Origin of the sequence: Sphaerisporangium krabiense, from assembly GCF_014200435.1 — a bacterium.
GTDB lineage: Bacteria > Actinomycetota > Actinomycetes > Streptosporangiales > Streptosporangiaceae > Sphaerisporangium > Sphaerisporangium krabiense.
Genome location: NZ_JACHBR010000003.1, coordinates 272,249 through 288,184 on the forward strand (window position 1 = coordinate 272,249; position 15,936 = coordinate 288,184).

The 15,936-nt window shown below is 73.4% G+C and carries 14 protein-coding genes; 10 read left to right on the forward strand and 4 right to left on the reverse strand.

Annotated features, from left to right (window positions below):
* Positions 1-65: 65 nt before the first annotated feature.
* Positions 66-656: a TetR/AcrR family transcriptional regulator gene (locus tag BJ981_RS36205; protein ID WP_239139076.1), complete on the reverse strand. Its 591-nt coding sequence runs from the start codon at positions 654-656 to the stop codon at positions 66-68.
* A 140-nt stretch (positions 657-796) separates the two neighbouring features.
* Between BJ981_RS36205 and BJ981_RS36210 the strand changes: the two genes are divergently transcribed.
* On the forward strand, positions 797-1,813 hold the full coding sequence (locus BJ981_RS36210) for an aldo/keto reductase (protein ID WP_184618013.1): 1,017 nt from the start codon (positions 797-799) through the stop codon (positions 1,811-1,813).
* Between the two features lie 30 nt (positions 1,814-1,843).
* Here BJ981_RS36210 and BJ981_RS36215 read toward each other — a convergent pair whose 3' ends face one another.
* From BJ981_RS36215 to BJ981_RS36225, 3 genes are read right to left on the reverse strand one after another with little or no spacing between them, the layout of a single operon-like run.
* Positions 1,844-2,605 (reverse strand): SDR family NAD(P)-dependent oxidoreductase, encoded by a 762-nt coding sequence (locus BJ981_RS36215; RefSeq protein ID WP_184618014.1) that lies wholly within the window; start codon positions 2,603-2,605, stop codon positions 1,844-1,846.
* 13 nt (positions 2,606-2,618) lie between these two features.
* Positions 2,619-4,577 carry an acetoacetate--CoA ligase gene (locus tag BJ981_RS36220; protein WP_184618015.1) on the reverse strand — a complete coding sequence of 653 codons (1,959 nt, stop codon included), beginning with the start codon at positions 4,575-4,577 and terminating at the stop codon, positions 2,619-2,621.
* A gap of 31 nt (positions 4,578-4,608) precedes the next feature.
* Positions 4,609-5,313, reverse strand: a complete 705-nt coding sequence (locus BJ981_RS36225) for a GntR family transcriptional regulator (RefSeq protein ID WP_184618016.1) — start codon at positions 5,311-5,313, stop codon at positions 4,609-4,611.
* Positions 5,314-5,427: 114 nt separating this feature from the next.
* Between BJ981_RS36225 and BJ981_RS36230 the strand changes: the two genes are divergently transcribed.
* The 9 genes from BJ981_RS36230 to BJ981_RS36270 are packed head-to-tail and all read left to right on the forward strand — an operon-like array spanning position 5,428 to position 15,897.
* Positions 5,428-6,279, forward strand: coding sequence for a fumarylacetoacetate hydrolase family protein (locus tag BJ981_RS36230; protein WP_184618017.1), 852 nt, complete (start codon positions 5,428-5,430; stop codon positions 6,277-6,279).
* Between the two features lie 2 nt (positions 6,280-6,281).
* The gene (locus tag BJ981_RS36235; protein ID WP_184618018.1) at positions 6,282-7,205 is read left to right on the forward strand and encodes a VOC family protein; all 924 of its coding nucleotides are present in this window, start codon (positions 6,282-6,284) and stop codon (positions 7,203-7,205) included.
* 19 nt (positions 7,206-7,224) lie between these two features.
* Complete coding sequence (locus tag BJ981_RS36240; RefSeq protein WP_184618019.1) at positions 7,225-8,724, forward strand: bifunctional 3-(3-hydroxy-phenyl)propionate/3-hydroxycinnamic acid hydroxylase; 1,500 nt, start codon at positions 7,225-7,227, stop codon at positions 8,722-8,724.
* Positions 8,721-9,554, forward strand: coding sequence for an SMP-30/gluconolactonase/LRE family protein (locus BJ981_RS36245; protein WP_184618020.1), 834 nt, complete (start codon positions 8,721-8,723; stop codon positions 9,552-9,554). Before BJ981_RS36240 ends, BJ981_RS36245 begins: the two co-directional genes overlap by 4 nt.
* Positions 9,555-9,570: 16 nt before the next feature.
* Complete coding sequence (locus tag BJ981_RS36250; RefSeq protein WP_184618021.1) at positions 9,571-10,791, forward strand: sugar ABC transporter substrate-binding protein; 1,221 nt, start codon at positions 9,571-9,573, stop codon at positions 10,789-10,791.
* Positions 10,788-12,383, forward strand: coding sequence for a sugar ABC transporter ATP-binding protein (locus BJ981_RS36255; RefSeq protein WP_184618022.1), 1,596 nt, complete (start codon positions 10,788-10,790; stop codon positions 12,381-12,383). The genes BJ981_RS36250 and BJ981_RS36255 overlap by 4 nt, the downstream gene beginning before the upstream one ends.
* Positions 12,371-13,423 carry an ABC transporter permease gene (locus BJ981_RS36260; protein WP_204070104.1) on the forward strand — a complete coding sequence of 351 codons (1,053 nt, stop codon included), beginning with the start codon at positions 12,371-12,373 and terminating at the stop codon, positions 13,421-13,423. Before BJ981_RS36255 ends, BJ981_RS36260 begins: the two co-directional genes overlap by 13 nt.
* 9 nt (positions 13,424-13,432) lie before the next feature.
* Positions 13,433-14,395 carry an amidohydrolase family protein gene (locus BJ981_RS36265; RefSeq protein ID WP_184618023.1) on the forward strand — a complete coding sequence of 321 codons (963 nt, stop codon included), beginning with the start codon at positions 13,433-13,435 and terminating at the stop codon, positions 14,393-14,395.
* 38 nt (positions 14,396-14,433) lie between these two features.
* A complete protein-coding gene (locus tag BJ981_RS36270; RefSeq protein ID WP_204070105.1) occupies positions 14,434-15,897 on the forward strand; it encodes an aldehyde dehydrogenase family protein in 1,464 nt (487 codons plus the stop codon).
* Positions 15,898-15,936 lie beyond the last annotated feature (39 nt).

Here is a 15,936-nt window from a genome sequence, read left to right on the forward strand (position 1 = left end):
AAGCGTTTCCGGGCCGCGGCAGGCCCGCGCTCAGGAATTGGACCGGTCGGCGCCCGTAGAGGGAGTCAGTGCGGGAGGCGCAGGCCCGCGACGAGGAGTTCCACCAGCCGGCGCGCGTCGTAGCGGGGGTCGCTGTCCGCGCCGATGCAGAGGTTGCCGACGCCGCGCATGAGTTCGTAGGCGTCGACGTCGGAGCGGATCTCCCCGGCGTCGGCCGCGGCTCGCAGCAGGTGGGCGCACACGGGCACGAGCCGGTCGAGGAAGTAGGCGTGCAACGCGTCGAAGCCGGCGTCGTCGGATCGGAGCACGGCGGCCAGCCCGTGCTTGGTGACCAGGAAGTCCACGAACAGGTTGATCCACCGCCCCAGGGCCGCGTGCGGGCTCGCGCCGCTCGCCAGCAGGGCGGGGCCGGCCTCGGCGCACGCCTCCACCTGGTGCCGGTAGACGGCGATGATGAGATCCGCCCGGGTCGGGAAGTGGCGGTAGATCGTGGCCACCCCGACGCCCGCCCTGGCCGCGATGTCGCGCACCGGCGCCTCGACGCCGGAGGTCACGAAGACCGCGGCGGCGGCGTCGAGCAGCGTCCTCTCGTTGCGCCGCGCGTCGGCCCGCTTGCGCGGGGCCGCCCGCCCCGCTCCCCCGTCGCCGTCCTTCACCGTGCCGTCCCCTTCGCTGCCAGGTTTGCCAAACGGAACCGAGTTCCGTATCGTTAGCGGAACCAGGTTCCGTTTGCTCATGATGCCAGAGCGGCGGCCGGCAGACCAAGCCAGGCATCCCACCCGTAGATGGAGAAGTCATGCAGTACCGCACCTTGGGCCGCACCGGCGTGCAGGTCAGCTCCCTCGTGCTCGGCGCGATGAACTTCGGCGCGATCGGGCGCACCACCCAGGACGAGGCCACCGCCATCGTCGACGCGGCCCTGGAGGCCGGGGTCAACCTCATCGACACCGCCGACAGGTACGGCGACGGCGAGTCGGAGGTCATCGTCGGCAAGGCCATCGCCGGCCGCCGCGACGACATCGTGCTGGCCACGAAGGCGGGCATGCCGATGGGCGGGCGCAATCACCAGGGCTCCTCACGCCGCTGGCTGGTCACCGAGCTGGACGCCAGCCTGCGCCGCCTCGGCGTCGACCACGTGGACCTGTACCAGATCCACCGGTGGGACCCGGAGACCGGCGACGAGGAGACGCTGTCGGCGCTCACCGACCTGCGGCGCGCGGGGAAGATCCGCTACTTCGGCTCCTCGACCTTCCCCGCGTACCGGATCGTGCAGGCCCAGTGGGCCGCCCGGGAGAACCACCTGGGCCGCTACGTCACCGAGCAGCCCAGCTACTCGATCCTGCAGCGCGGGATCGAGACCCACGTGCTGCCCGTGACCGAGCAGTACGGGCTCGGGGTGCTGGCGTGGAGCCCGCTGGCCTCGGGCTGGCTGTCGGGCGCGGTCCGCGCCGGCCGGGAGATCGACACCCACCGCGCGACGCTCATGCCGGAGCGCTTCGACACCGCGATCCCGGCCAACCGCGCCCGGCTGGACGCGGTGGAGCGGCTGGCGAAGGTCGCCGCCGAGGCCGGCCTGACGATGATCCAGCTCGCCCTCGGCTTCGTCACCGCCCACCCGGGCGTGACCAGCGCGATCCTCGGCCCCCGCACCCTGGACCACCTGCGCGCGCAGCTCGCCGCCGCCGACACCGTGCTCTCCGCCGACGTCCTCGACGCCATCGACGAGATCGTCCCGCCTGGTCTCGACCTCGCCCCGGACGAGAAGCACGACACCCCGCCCGCCCTGCTGGACCCGTCGCTGCGCCGCCGCTGACCACGCGCGGACGAGCGGCCGGTCCGCGGGTCAGCTCACGGTGTAGCCGCCGTCCACGATCACGGTCTGGCCGGTCAGGTAGCCGCCGGCGTCGGAGGCCATCCACACGAGGGTGGCGGCCAGTTCTTCCACCTCCCCCATGCGGCCGAGCAGCACCCGGGGCATCATCCGTTCGAGGTAGCCGGGGGTGTACTGGCCGGTCATCTCCGAGGCGAAGAAGCCGGGCGCGACGGCGTTGACGCGGATGCCCCTGCGGCCGGTCCACTGCTGGGCCAGGTCCCGGGTCAGGCCGATCAGCGCGGCCTTGCTGGCCGAGTACGCCGCCTGCGGCAGCCCGGCGGTGGCCACGCCGAGGATGCTGGAGACGTTGATGATGGAGGAGCCGGGCCGCATGACGCGCCCGCATCCCTGGGCGACCCAGTAGCAGCCGTTGAGGTTGGTGTCGATGACCTGGCGGAACTGCTCGGGGGTCTCCCGCAGCGCCGGGTGCGCGCTGGCGACGCCGGCGTTGTTCACCAGCACGTCGACCTTGCCGAACTCGGCCATGACCGTGTCGACGAGCGCGTAGGCCTGGTCGGGGTCGGACACGTCGGCGGTGACCGGCAGCGCGCGGCGCCCGGTCTCGCGCACCAGTTCCGCCGTCCGCTCCAGGCGGTCGGCGCGCCGTCCGGCGAGCGCGACGTCGGCGCCCGCCTCGGCGAAGGCGCGGGCGAACCCGACGCCCAGCCCGGACGAGGCCCCGGTCACCAGGACGACGCGATCGTCCAGGCGGAACCTGTCGAGAATGCCCATGCTGACTCCACGGCTAGGAGATGGTCGCGCGGCGGTGGGCGCCGATCTGCTGGTACCAGGTGAGAAGGTCGGGCCGGTCGATGCCCGCGGGGTCCACCACGCTCGCGAGGTCGTCGCCGCGCAGGATCCGTTTGACGGGCACCTCCAGCTTCTTGCCCGTGCGGGTGTGGGGGACGCCGGGCGCGGCGATGATGTCGTCGGGCACGTGCCGGGGCGAGGCGTGGGTCCTGATGGCGGTCCTGATGGCCTCGCGCAGGGCCTCGTCCAGCTCGACGCCGGGAACCGTGGTGACGAACAGCGGCATCCAGTACCCGCCGCCGGGTTCCTCCAGGCCGATGACCAGGGCTTCGGCGACCTGCGGCAGCTCCTCCACGGGCGCGTAGATGTCCCCGCTGCCCATACGGACGCCGCGCCGGTTCAAGGTGGCGTCGGAGCGCCCGTGGATGACGACCGACCCGCGGCCGGTGATCGTGACCCAGTCGCCGTGCCGCCAGACTCCGGGGAAGGTCTCGAAGTAGGCCTCGCGCAGCCGCGCGTCGCCCGGGTCGTCCCAGAACCGCAGCGGCATGGAGGGCATCGGCCGGCGGACGACCAGCTCTCCCACGGTCTCCTCCACCGGCGCGCCGGAGGCGTCGTAGGCGGCGAGCGCCACGCCGAGGCACGGCGCGGACAGTTCCCCCGCCCACACCGGCACGGTGGGGACGCCGCCCGCGAAGGCGGTGACCACGTCGGTGCCGCCGCTGGTGGTGACCACCGGCACCCGGGAGCCCAGGCCGCGGACGGCCCAGCGGTGCAGGTCGGCCGGGAAGGTGGAGCCGGTGACGGCCAGGCAGCGCAGGGCCTCCAGGTCGTGGGCGCCGAGGTCGGCGCCCGCCTTCTGGCACGCCGCCAGGTAGCCGGGGCTGGTGCCGAGCACCTGGACACGGGTGCGCGCGGCGATGTCGAAGAGCCGGTCGGGCGCGGGGTGGGCCGGGCTGCCGTCGTAGCAGACGATGGCGACGCCGGCCAGCAGCGCGCCGACCAGGTAGTTCCACATCATCCAGCTCGGGCTGGTGTACCAGAACATGCGGTCGCCGGCGCGCAGGTCGAAGTGCAGCGCGGTGGTCTTGAGGTGCTCCAGCACGACGCCGCCGTGGCCGTGCACGATGCCTTTGGGCCGCCCGGTGGTGCCGGAGGAGAACAGCACCCACAGGGGGTGGTCGAACGGCACGTCGAGCGGGGTGAGCGGGACGCCGGTCCGGCCGGCGGCCTCGGCCCAGGGCAGGGTGCCGGGGAGCGTCGCGTCTCCCACGAGCACCGTCGCGGCGAGGCCGGGCAGGCCGGCGCGCAGCTCGCCGAGCTCGCGGCCGCGGTCCACGCGCCGTCCCGCCGACACGCAGGAGGCCGCGGCCACCAGCACGGCCGGGCGGAGCTGCGCCAGGCGCGCCAGCGCCGCCGACACCCCGTAGTCGAGCCCGCACATGGCCCACACGGCGCCGAGGCTCGCCGTGGCGAGGAAGGCGACCACCGCCTCGACACCGTTGGGCAGGTAGCCGGCGACCCGGTCCCCCGGGCGGACGCCGAGGCCGGTGAGGGTGGCGGCGAGGGAGGCGACCTGGGCGCGCAGCTCGGCCCAGGTGACCTCCCGGGTCCGCCCGGACTCCTCGACGGCGATGACGGCGACCTCGTGATCGGGCCGGCCGCGGAACACCTCGCGGGTGTAGTTGAGCACGGTGCCGGGGAACCACACCGCCCCCGGCATGTCCTCCCCGGCCAGGGCCGGGGCGCCGGCGGGACGGGGCGGCAGGCCGAGGTGGTCCCACAGGGCGGACCAGAAGCCGTCGAGGTCCTCCACCGACCACCGCCACAGGTCGTGGTAGCCGGTGGTGAGGTCACGGCCGGTCAGTTCGGAGGCGTAGGCGGCGAAGCCGGTGATGCGGGCGCCGGCGACGGCGTCGGCGGACGGGGTCCAGTCCGGAAGGACGTGGGGCATGGCGAGGGCTCCTTCCCGGGCGGGCGGGCGATCACTCGGGGGTGAGCGCGTCGACGGACTCGACGCCGGAGATCAGTACCTGCGTGGTGTGGGCGATGTGGTCGCGCAGCAGCCGTGCGGCCAGGTCGGCGTCGCGGGCCAGGGCCGCCTCCAGGATGGCGCGGTGCTCGCCGGCGACGTCCCGGTCCTTCTCGTTGCCGAGCGGTCCGGCCCAGCGGCGGTAGAGCTCGGCCTCGTCGCGCAGGGCGAGCGCGATGTCGACCATGCGCCGGCTGGGGCAGGCCCGCAGGAGCGCGCGGTGGAACACCTCGTGGGCGGCGTACCACTCCTCCAGCACGTCGGCGGTGGCCTCGGCGAACTCGCGGGGGTCGATGCGGGACAGGACGTGGTGGGCGGCGACGATCTCGCCCTCCCAGGCCATGTCACCGTGCACGACGGCCTGGCGGAAGGTCATCGCCTCGATCTCGACCCGCGCCATGGTCAGGTCGGTGAGCTGGTCCTGGGAGAGCTCGGCGACGGTGTAGCCCTGGTGGGGCTGTGGCCGTACCAGGCGTTCGGCGGCGAGCCGGGCGAGCGCCTCGCGGGCGACGCCGACGCTGGTGTCGTAGGCCGCGCACAGGTCGGGGAACTTCAGGCGGGCGCCGGGCTTGAGGCGCGCCGCGAAGATGTCGGCCCGGATCTGCTCGTAGACCCGGTCGGTCCGCGTCTTCTTCGGGCCGTTCTGCTGCTGGGGCATGCAGCGCAGCCTAGCTGGATACGAAACTTACCGGCAACATTCGAAACTCTCTTGACACATGCGAAAGTCGTGCCGCATCTTGTGTGACCAGCCCATCTGAGAGAGGAACCATCGATGCGCATCGGAAACGTCGGGGGACGGGCGCTTCTCATCACCGGCGACAACACCGGGATCGACATCGCCACCGCCAGCGAAGGCGCCTTCGGCCCGTCCATGCAGTCGCTCTACGACCGCTGGACCGACTTCCGCGCCTGGGCCGCGCGGGCGCCGCTGGACGCCGGCGTCCGCCACTTCACCGAGGAGGAGATCGGCGCGCCCGCCCCCTCGCCGCGGCAGGTCTTCGCGATCGGGCTGAACTACGCCGAGCACGCCGGCGAGTCGGGCGTCGGCGTGCCCGAGGAGCCCGCGGTGTTCACCAAGTTCCCCACCTCGCTGACCGGGCCGGTGACCAAGGTCACCCTGCCCGAGGGCAACGTGGACTGGGAGGTCGAGCTCGTGGTGGTCATCGGCCGCGAGGCGCGCAACGTCTCGCGGGAGGAGGCGTGGGAGTACGTCGCGGGCGTGACCGCCGGCCAGGACCTCTCCGAGCGCAGGCTTCAGCACGTCGGCCCGTTGCCGCAGTTCAGTCTGGCGAAGTCCTATCCTGGGTTCGGCCCGACCGGACCGTTCCTGGTCACCGTCGACGAGCTTGACAACCCCGACGACCTCGCCATCGGCTGCGCGGTCAACAGCGAGACGGTCCAGAAGTCGCGCACCCGTCACATGATCTTCTCGGTGCCGGTGCTCCTGGCCAAGCTGTCGGCCGTCGCCCCCCTGCTCCCCGGCGACGTCATCTTCAGTGGCACGCCCTCCGGAGTCGGAGGCGCCCAGAACCCGCCGCGCTTCCTCGCGCCCGGGGACACGCTCGTGTCCTTCGTGGAGAACGTCGGCCGGCTCACCCAGACCTTCGTCTCCGCCCAGGAGTAGCCATGGCACTGCACCGACTCACCTCGATCACCATCGGCGTCCCGGACCTCGCCCCGGCGATCGCCTACTACCGCGACTTCGGCCTGCGCCCCGAAGAGGGCGGCTGGCTGTCCACCGTCGACGGCGGCCGCCAGCTCCGCCTGGTCACGACGCCGACCCGCCGCCTGGTCGAGCTGGAGATCGGAGTGGACGACCCCGACGACGTCGCCCGCATGAGCCGGAGCCTGCGAGCCCTCGACCTGGACGTGGCCGTGACCGAGGACCGGCTGTCGGTGCAGGAGCCGGTCAGCGGCGTGCGGGTGGTGGCGCGGGTCGGCGACCGGCTGGACCAGCCCGGCGTCCCCGCCCCGCCCTACAACGCCCCCGGCGACCCCGCCCGCGGCACGACGCGGGCCCCGGCGATCCTGCGCGAGACGCCGGTCCGCCCCCGCAAGCTCGGCCACGTCGTCATCGGCTCGGTCGACCAGCCCGCCACCGAGCGGTTCTTCACCCAGGGCGTGGGCCTGAAGGTCAGCGACGTGGTGCCCGGGATGGCGGCCTTCATGCGCTGCTCGACCGACCACCACAACGTCCTGGTCAGCCAGGCGCCGGTCAACTTCCTGCACCACACCTCCTGGCAGGTGGAGGACGTCGACGAGATCGGCCGCGGCGCGACCGAGATGCTCCGCGAGCACCCCGAACGCCACGTGTGGGGCCTCGGCCGGCACCACATCGGCTCCAACTTCTTCTGGTACCTCAAGGACCCCGCGGGCAACTTCTCGGAGTACTACTCCGACCTGGACTGCGTCGTCGACGACGCGCTCTGGAAGCCCGAGGTCTGGGACGCCGCGCACAGCCTCTACAGCTGGGGCCCGCCGCCTCCCCCGTCCTTCATCGCCCCCGACGACCTCGCCGCGTTGATGGCCGGCGCCCACCGAGCCCCCTGAGCGGCCAGGAGGAACCCCCATGACCCACCCCACCACCGCGACCCACGACGTCATCGTCGCCGGCGCCGGGCCGGTCGGCCTGGCCCTCACCCGGCTGCTGGCGATGCGCGGCCACCGCGTCGCGCTCGTCGACCCCAACCGCGTCGTCTGCCACCACCCGCGCGCCACCCATCTGGACGACGAGACGATGCGCACCCTGCAGACGCTCGGCGCCGCCGACCTCGAACCCCGCTTCCTGCGCCAGGAGGGCTGGCAGCTGCGCGGCGCGGACGGCTCGGTGTTCCTCACCTTCGAGATGCCCGCCCGGGAGTCCGACCAGGGCTGGTTCGCCGACTACCAGTTCCACCAGCCCGACTTCGAGTCCCGGCTGCGGGGCCTGCTGGCCGACGAGCACGTGGAGCTGCTGCTCGGCGCGGAGCTGACCGGTTTCTCCCAGACCGGCGACGCCGTCACGGCACGGGTGCTCGACCGCCGTACGGGCCAGGAGCGCGTCCTGCGGGCCGCCTACCTGGTCGGCGCCGACGGCGCCAACTCCTTCGTCCGCCGCGGGACCGGCGTGGAGGTCGAGGACCTCCAGGGCACCCAGCGCTCCCTGATCATCGACGTCCACCCCTTCGAGCACCCGGCGAGCCTGCCCGTCACCAGCGGCTTCATCTACTGCGAGGACGAGCGGCCCGTCACCTACGTGCCGATCTTCCCGCCGAAGCTGCGGTTCGAGTTCATGCTGAAGGACGGCGACGACGCCCGCGCCCTGGAGAACCCCGCCCGCACCTACGACCTGCTGTCGCGGTGGCTGACGCCCGGCTCGTACCGGATCCTGCGCACCGACGTCTACGAGTGGCACGCCCGCCTGGTGCGCGGCTGGCGCCAGGGACGCGTGCTGCTGGCCGGCGACGCCGCCCACGAGATGCCGCCGATGCTCGGCCAGGGAATGTGCTCGGGCCTGCGGGACGCGATGAACCTGGCCTGGAAGCTCAGCGCCGTGCTGTCCGGCGCGGACGCCGCGCTGCTGGACACCTACGAGAGCGAACGGGCGCCCCACGTGCGCCCCTACATCGTGGAGTCGGCGCGGCAGTCCAACATGATCGAGGCGTTCGCCGACCCCGCGGCGCGGCCCGAACCCGGCCCCGCCCAGGTGCTGGAGCGCTACCGCCCGCTGCTCGGCCCCGGCCTGGTGGCCGCGCCGGACGGCGTCGCCGGGCAGCTCAGCCCGCAGCCGCGCACCGCCGAGGGCGTCCTGCTGGACGACCTGGTCGGCTACCGCTTCCTGGTCGCCGGCGACCGCGCCACGATCGGGGCGGTGTCGCAGGACACCCGCGAGGCGTGGGAACGGCTGGGCGCGGTCGTGCTCGACGAGCCGCCCGCGGCGCTGGCCGCCTGGCTCGCCTCCCACGGCGCCGACGCGGTGATCGTCCGGCCGGACCGGTACACCCAGGCCGCCGTCGCCGGCGCCGCGGCGCTGGAGGAGGCCACGCGCGCGCTGAGCGAGCGCCTCCTGCCCGCCCGGGCGGCGGCATGAGGACCTACGCGACCGGGATGACCTGGGGAGAAGGGCCACGCTGGCACGACGGCGCGCTGTGGCTGTCCGACACCCAGGGACGCCGGCTGTGGACCGACGCCGGGGGCGCCTGGACCGCGACGCCGCTGGAGTCGGTGTCCAACGGCCTGTGGTTCCTGCCGGACGGCCGCCTGACCGGCGCGATGATGGACGAGAAGCGGATCGGCGTGTGGGACGGAGGCCGCTGGCAGACCTACGCCGACCTGGCCCCCCTCGGCGTCGGCCCGCTCGGCGACCTGGTCGGCGACGCCGCGGGCAACCTGTACGTCGACGACGTCGCCTTCGCCGCCGCCCGCGGCGAGTCGCCGCGCCCCGGGCGGATCATCCTGGTCCGCGCGGACGGGACCACCGCGGTCGCCGCCGAGGACGTCGAGTTCCCCAACGGGCTCGCCTTCCTCGACGGGGGCGCCACCCTCGTCGTCGCCGAGACCTCGCGGCAACGGCTCACCGCCTTCCGCGTCGCCGCCGACGGCACCCTGCACGACCGGCGCACCTACGCCGACATCGCCCGCCTGGTCGGCCCGGAGGCCAGGCCGGACGGCATCTGGCCCGCCGGCGACGGCGTCTGGGTGGCCACCACCACCGGGCAGGTGGTCGCCCGGGTCCGCGAAGGCGAGCTCGCCGAGTCGATCGGCACCTCGCCCGGCTTTCCCATCGCCTGCTGCCTCGACGACCGCGGCCGCCTGCTGGCCACCGTCGCCGACACCGGCGGCGAGCCCCTGTTCGCCGCGCTCGCCCGCAAGGCGGTCACCACCACCGCCGTCCTGCTGGACCCCCCGCCCCACCGCTGAACCCCTGGAAGTCCGCATGAAAACCACCGCCCTCACCCGAACGGCCCTCTCCGTCACCGCGACCCGCCTGGCGGCCGCCGGCCTGGCCGCGGCGCTCGCGGTCACCCTGGCCGCGTGCGGCAACGGAAACGACAGCACCTCCGCGACCTCCGGGAACGGCGGCGGTTCCGCCGCGTCCGGTCCGGCGTCGGCGGCCGGCAAGACCGCGCAGGCGGCGCTCGCCGCGCGGGCCGAGCCCGCCGGCGAGATCGCCGAGCCGGGCAAGCCCGTCGACACCTCGAAGCTGGCCGGCAAGACGGTCTACTACGTGCCGATCGCGCTCAAGGTGGGCCACTTCCCGCTGGTCGAGAAGAACCTGACCGACGCGCTCGGCCGCGTCGGGGTCAAGGTCTATCCCTGCGACGGGCAGGGGAACCCATCGGGGATCAGCGCCTGCCTCGACCAGGCGATCGCCGCCAAGCCCGCGGCCGTGATCACCGACTACGTCCCCTACGAGATGGTGCCCACCGCCCTGGAACGGGTCCGCAAGAGCGGCATCCCCCTGTACGTGGCGGGCGCGGCCGGCCCCGAGGGGACGCGGCAGTCGGCGACGTTCGCGTTCGGCGACCCCGACCCGCAGGGGTTCGTGCTGATGGACGGCATCGGCGACGCGGTCATCGCCGACTCCGACGCCAAGGCGCACATCCTGTTCCTGTCGGTGACCGACAGCTCCAGCACCCGCCGCTCGGGCGTGCACGCCCTGGAACACCTCAAGCAGGCCTGCCCCGGCTGCGAGGTCACCGAGAAGCAGGTGAACCTCAGCCGGATGAAGGACGTGCCGTCGCTGGTCAGCAGCGCGCTGATCACCGACCCGTCCATCGACTACGTGGTCCCCCAGTACGACACCTACCTGTCGGCGGTCACCACCGGCCTGCAGTCCAGCGGCAAGGCCCGCAGCGTCAAGATCGCCACCAGCGGGGCGACGCTGGCGGCGGTGCAGCAGGTCAAGACCAACGACCGGCTCATCGCGGTGGTCGGCGTGAACCCGCCGTACCTGGCCTGGACCATCGCCGACTCGGTGCTGCGCATGCTGGCGGGCGAGGCCCCGCCGGCGGAGTACCCCTCGATGGCCCGGGCCATCACCAAGGGCAACATCGGCCAGTTGAAGCTGACCCCGCAGGCCGAGGTCAGCGGCGAGTGGTTCGGCGACCCGTCGGTCTTCCAGAAGGCCTTCACCGGCCTGTGGAGCGCGCGGTGACCTCCGCGCCGCCTCGCCTGGAGCTCGCGGGACTGTCCAAGTCCTTCGGCACGGTCCGCGCGCTGCGCGACGTCGGCCTGACGGTCGGACCGGGTGAGATCCACGGCCTGGTCGGCCAGAACGGCTCGGGCAAGTCCACGCTGATCAAGATCCTCGCCGGGTACCACCCGCCGGACCGCGGCGGAAGGATCCTGGTCGACGGCCGGGACCTGGCCACGCCGATCAGGCTGCGGGACCTGCGCACGGCCGGGATCGCCATCGTCCACCAGGACTTCGGCCTGGTGCAGGACAAGTCGGTCGCCGAGAACATCGCCGTCGGGTCCTTCATCACCACCCGGTGGACGCGCCGGGTGGACTGGCGGGCCGAGGCGCGCCGCGCGGCCGAGATCCTGGACCGTCTCGACGTCACCTGGATCGACCCCGCGCGGCCGGTGGGCGCGCTCGGCCCCGCCGACCGCTCGATCGTCGCGATCGCCCGCGCCCTGCGCGCGCAGCGGCCCGGCGAGGGGCTGATCGTGCTGGACGAGTCGACGCGGGCGCTGCCGAAGGACGGCCTGGAGGACTTCTACCGGGTGCTGCGCAGCGTGGTCGGCCAGGGCGGCGCCGCCCTGATGGTCTCCCACAACCTGGAGGAGATCAGGGAGGTCACCGACCGGGTCACCGTGCTGCGGGACGGCGCCGTCGTCGACGGCACCCTGGAGACGGCCGCCACCTCCGAGCAGGACATCGCGCGCCGCATGCTGGGCCGCGTCGTGGAGCAGCGCGTCCACACCCGCGACCAGGCGCCCGGCCCGGCGGCCCCGATCGCGGTGCGCGGGCTCACCGGCCGCGCCGTGGACGAGGTGACGATGGACATCCGGCCCGGTGAGGTCCTCGGCCTCACCGGCGTCGCCGGCGCCGGCTGGGACGAGGTGCCGTACCTGCTGACCGGGGCGCGCCGCCCGTCCCGCGGCTCGGTCACGATCGGCGCCGCCACCCTGGATCTGGCCCGCGCCCGCAGCGCCGACTGCATCGCCGCGGGCATCGCCCTGCTGCCCGAGCACCGCATCGACGACGGCCTGGCGCTGACGATGCCGGTGGGCGAGAACATCACCCTGCCCCGCGTCCGGCGGCAAGGCCGTCCCTGGACCATCGGCCGGGGCTGGCAGCGCTCGGAGATCGAGGCGGTCCTGGAGTCGCTGGACGTGCGGCCGCGCCGCGCCGAGATGCCCGTCGGGCAGCTCAGCGGCGGCAACCAGCAGAAGGTGATGCTCGGCAAGTGGCTCGCGGGCAGCCCGGAGCTGCTGGTGCTGCACGAGCCCACCCAGGCCGTCGACGTCGGCGCCCGCGAGGACATCCTGCGGGCCATCTCCGAGGCGGCCCGGCGGGGCGTGGCCGTCGTCGTCGCCTCCATCCAGCCGAGCGACCTGGCGGCCGTCTGCGACCGGGTGCTGATCTTCCGCGAGGGCCGCGTGGACGGCGAGATCACCGCGCCCACCGAGAACGCCGTCGTCGAGGCGGTGTACGCCGACACCTCACCGTCCGCGCACCCGGATCCACACCCGGATCCACGCCCGGATCCACACGGAAAGGCCGACCCATGTCCCAGATGAAGCACCAGGGCGGGGTCGCCGCGCCGGCCCGCGGGCCCGAGCCCGGCCAGGCCGGCGCCCGGCAGGACCGCCGCCGCACGCGCGAGGGCGGCCTGGACTGGCAGCGGTTCACCAGCCGCTACGCCATCGTCGGGATCTGGATCCTGATGTGCGCCTTCTACGCCGTGCTGATGCCCGACACGTTCCTGCAGGGCTCGACGTTCCGCAGCGTTTTCGCCTCCCAGCAGGCGCTGGTGTTCCTGGCGATGGCCGCGATGATGACGTTCGTCGTCGGCGAGTTCGACCTGTCGATCGCCTCGGCGCTCGGCCTGTCGGCCACGCTGGTGCCGGTGCTGGCCATCCTGCACGGCTGGAACCTGGCGCTGGCCTGCGTGGTCGCCGTGCTCGCCGCGGCGCTCGGCGGGCTGGTCAACGGGTTCCTCGTGGTGAAGGTGGGCGTCCCGGCGCTGGTCGTGACGCTGGGCAGCTCCACGCTGATGCTCGGGATCGCCTCGCTGGTCTCGCACCAGACCACCGTGTCCGGCCTGTCGTCCGATTTCGCCGACATCGCGTTGTTCGAGGTGGCCGGGCTTCCGATCAGCTTCTTCTACGGCCTGGCCCTGGCCCTGGTGATCGGCTACGTGCTCACCTTCACGCCGCTCGGCCGGCACATGACCTTCGTCGGCGCCAACCGTGAGGTCGCCCGGCTGGCCGGGGTCGCGGTGAACCGCATCCGCCTCGGCGCCTTCGTCGTCGGCAGCACGCTCGCGGGCATCGGCGGGGTGCTGCTGGTCGCCTCGGTCGGCGGCTACGACTCCACCGTCTCCCCCACCTACCTGCTGCCGGCCTTCGCGGCGACCTTCCTCGGCACCGCCGTCGTGCGGCCCGGCCGCCACAACCCGATCGGCACGATGGTGGCGATCTACTTCCTCGCCACCGGGATCCTCGGGCTGCAGATGCTCGGCTACACCGGGTGGATCGAGAACGTCTTCTACGGGACCGCGCTCATCATCGCCGTCTCCGTGGCCACCATCGTCCGCCGCCGCACGGCGTCGACCTGAGAGGACGGCATGCGTTACATCGCCCTGGAAGAGGCGTTCGCGATCCCCGAGCTGGCCGCGCGCCAGCCCGCCACCCCGATGCGCATCCGCGTGACCGGCGAGTACGCCGAGCTGTGCGGGCGCAGGCTCCCCGACTTCGAGGAGTACCGCCTGCCCGACATGGACGCCCACGGCGTCGAGATCCAGGTGCTGTCGCTGACGGTGCCCGGCATCCAGGCCGACACCGACGCTCGCAAAGCCGTGGACAACGCCGCGTTCGCCAACGACTTCCTCGCCGAGGCCGTCGCCCGCCATCCCTCCCGGTTCCGCGGGTTCGCCGCGCTGCCGATGCAGGACCCGGCGGCCGCGGTGGCCGAACTGGAGCGCTGCGTGCGGGACCTCGGTTTCGTGGGCGCCCTGGTCAACGACCACACCCAGGGACGGTACCTGGACGACCCGGCGTACGAGCAGGTGTGGAGCGCGCTGGAGGAGCTCGGGGTGCCGCTCTACCTGCACCCGGGCTCGGTGCCCGCCGACGACTGGCACGTCATGCGCGGCCGGCCCGAGATGTACGGCGCGAGCTGGAGCTGGCAGGCAGAGACCGGCGGCCACGCGATGCGCCTGGTCTACGCGGGGGTGTTCGACCGGCACCCGCGGGCGACGCTCATCCTCGGCCACCTCGGCGAGTTCCTGCCCTTCCAGCGCTCCCGCCTGGACTCCCGGTACCGCACCCTGCGCGTGGACGCGCCGCTGAACCGCATGCCGTCGGAGTACATCGGCACCAACATCCTGCTGACCACCAGCGGCGTGCTCGCCCCCGAGGCGGTCGAGGCGGCGGTGCTCACCGCCGGCGCCGACGCGGTGATGTTCTCCGTCGACTACCCCTACGAGGACACCGCGGCGGCGGTGGCGTCGGTCGAGAAGGCGAACCTCTCCGACGAGGTCAAGGAGAAGGTCGCGCACGGCAACGCCCGCCGCGTGCTCGGCCTGTGAACCCGTCCGCACCGGAACCAGCAGAACGGACTGCACCAGTGGAGCTCTACCAGCACCGATGGGCGAGCCGCAGCGATCTCGACCCCTTCGTCGTCAACGATCCCGCCGACGGCTCGCCCATCACCCGGGTCCGCCCGCACAGCGGCGAGGAGATCGGCCAGGCCGTCGAACGCGTGGCCGCCGGCCAGGCGGTGTGGGCGTCCCGGCCTCCCGCCGAGCGGGCCAGGGCGCTGAACGCCGTCGCCGGCACGCTCCGCGCCCACGCCGAGGAGATCGCCCGGATCGAGACCCGGGAGAACGGCAAGCCGCTGGACCAGGCGCGCGGCGACGTGTTCGCCTGCGTCGGCCTGTTCGACTTCTTCGCCGGAGCCATCGTCGCCGAGCACGGCCAGGCCCGGCACACGCCGTTCTCGCTCGACACCACCGAGCTGGTGCCGTACGGGGTGGTCGGCGCGATCATCCCGTTCAACTGGCCGCCGATCCACACCGGAGGCAAGCTGGCGCCGGCCCTGGCGGCCGGCAACGCCGTCGTGCTCAAGCCCGGCGAGCAGACCCCGATGACGCCGACCCGCATCTGCGAGCTCGTCGCCGAAGTGCTCCCCGACGACGTGGTGTCGGTGGTGCACGGCGGGCCGGAGCAGGGCCGGATCCTGGTGACCCACCCGGGCGTCAGGAAGGTGGCGTTCACCGGCTCGCCGGGCGCGGGCCGGGCCGTCATCCAGGCGGCGGCGGTCAACCACACCCCGACCCTGATGGAGCTCGGCGGCAAGAACTGCCTGATCGTCTGTGAGGACGCCGACCTGCACTCGGCCGTGGCCTGGGCCGTCGAGGGGGCCTTCTTCAACCAGGGCGAGGCCTGCACCGCCGCGTCGCGGATCCTGGTCCAGGAGTCCGTGCGCGAGGAGTTCGTGTCGCTGTTCGCGCGGGCCACCGAGCGGCTGGTCGTCGGCTCGGGCGCCCGGCCGGGCACGCACGTCGGCCCGGTGGTCACCGCCGCCCAGCGCGACCGGATCCTCGACCACATCAGGATCGGCGTCTCCGAGGGCGCGACGGTCCGCGCGCAGGCGCCTCTGCCCGCCGACCCCGGCCTCGCGGGCGGGTACTACGTCGCCCCCACCGTCCTCGACGGGGTGACCCGCGACATGCGCGTCGCCCGCGAGGAGATCTTCGGGCCGGTGACCGCGATCATGGGCTTCGCCGGCGACGACGAGGCCGTCGCGATCGCCAACGACACCGAGTACGGCCTCATCGCGGGCGTCTTCTCCGCGGACGTCTCGCGGGCGATGGCGATCTGCGGCCGCCTGGAGGTCGGCATGACCCTGGTCAACAACTACAACCGCATGCTGACCGGAAGCCCCTTCGGCGGCGTGAAGGCCAGCGGCTACGGCCGGGAGCACACCCTGGAGACGCTGCGCGAGTACGGCTACCCCCGGCTGCTGCGCGTCCCGAACGGCAGGACGCCGGTCCCGCGCTGGCAGGCGCTCGAGGGGCCGGCGTCGTGAGCGGGCCGGTGACACGAGCCCGTGACCTGGACCGGTGGC

What these genes read in the sequence shown, in the direction of transcription:
- BJ981_RS36235 (WP_184618018.1), top strand. Translation starts at nt 6,282, where the DNA reads ATGGCACTGCACCGACTCACCTCGATCACCATCGGCGTCCCGGACCTC.
- BJ981_RS36230 (WP_184618017.1), top strand. Translation starts at nt 5,428, where the DNA reads ATGCGCATCGGAAACGTCGGGGGACGGGCGCTTCTCATCACCGGCGAC.
- BJ981_RS36220 (WP_184618015.1), bottom strand. Translation starts at nt 4,577, where the DNA reads ATGCCCCACGTCCTTCCGGACTGGACCCCGTCCGCCGACGCCGTCGCC.
- BJ981_RS36240 (WP_184618019.1), top strand. Translation starts at nt 7,225, where the DNA reads ATGACCCACCCCACCACCGCGACCCACGACGTCATCGTCGCCGGCGCC.
- BJ981_RS36225 (WP_184618016.1), bottom strand. Translation starts at nt 5,313, where the DNA reads ATGCCCCAGCAGCAGAACGGCCCGAAGAAGACGCGGACCGACCGGGTC.
- BJ981_RS36250 (WP_184618021.1), top strand. Translation starts at nt 9,571, where the DNA reads ATGAAAACCACCGCCCTCACCCGAACGGCCCTCTCCGTCACCGCGACC.
- BJ981_RS36215 (WP_184618014.1), bottom strand. Translation starts at nt 2,605, where the DNA reads ATGGGCATTCTCGACAGGTTCCGCCTGGACGATCGCGTCGTCCTGGTG.
- BJ981_RS36260 (WP_204070104.1), top strand. Translation starts at nt 12,371, where the DNA reads ATGTCCCAGATGAAGCACCAGGGCGGGGTCGCCGCGCCGGCCCGCGGG.
- BJ981_RS36265 (WP_184618023.1), top strand. Translation starts at nt 13,433, where the DNA reads ATGCGTTACATCGCCCTGGAAGAGGCGTTCGCGATCCCCGAGCTGGCC.
- BJ981_RS36210 (WP_184618013.1), top strand. Translation starts at nt 797, where the DNA reads ATGCAGTACCGCACCTTGGGCCGCACCGGCGTGCAGGTCAGCTCCCTC.
- BJ981_RS36245 (WP_184618020.1), top strand. Translation starts at nt 8,721, where the DNA reads ATGAGGACCTACGCGACCGGGATGACCTGGGGAGAAGGGCCACGCTGG.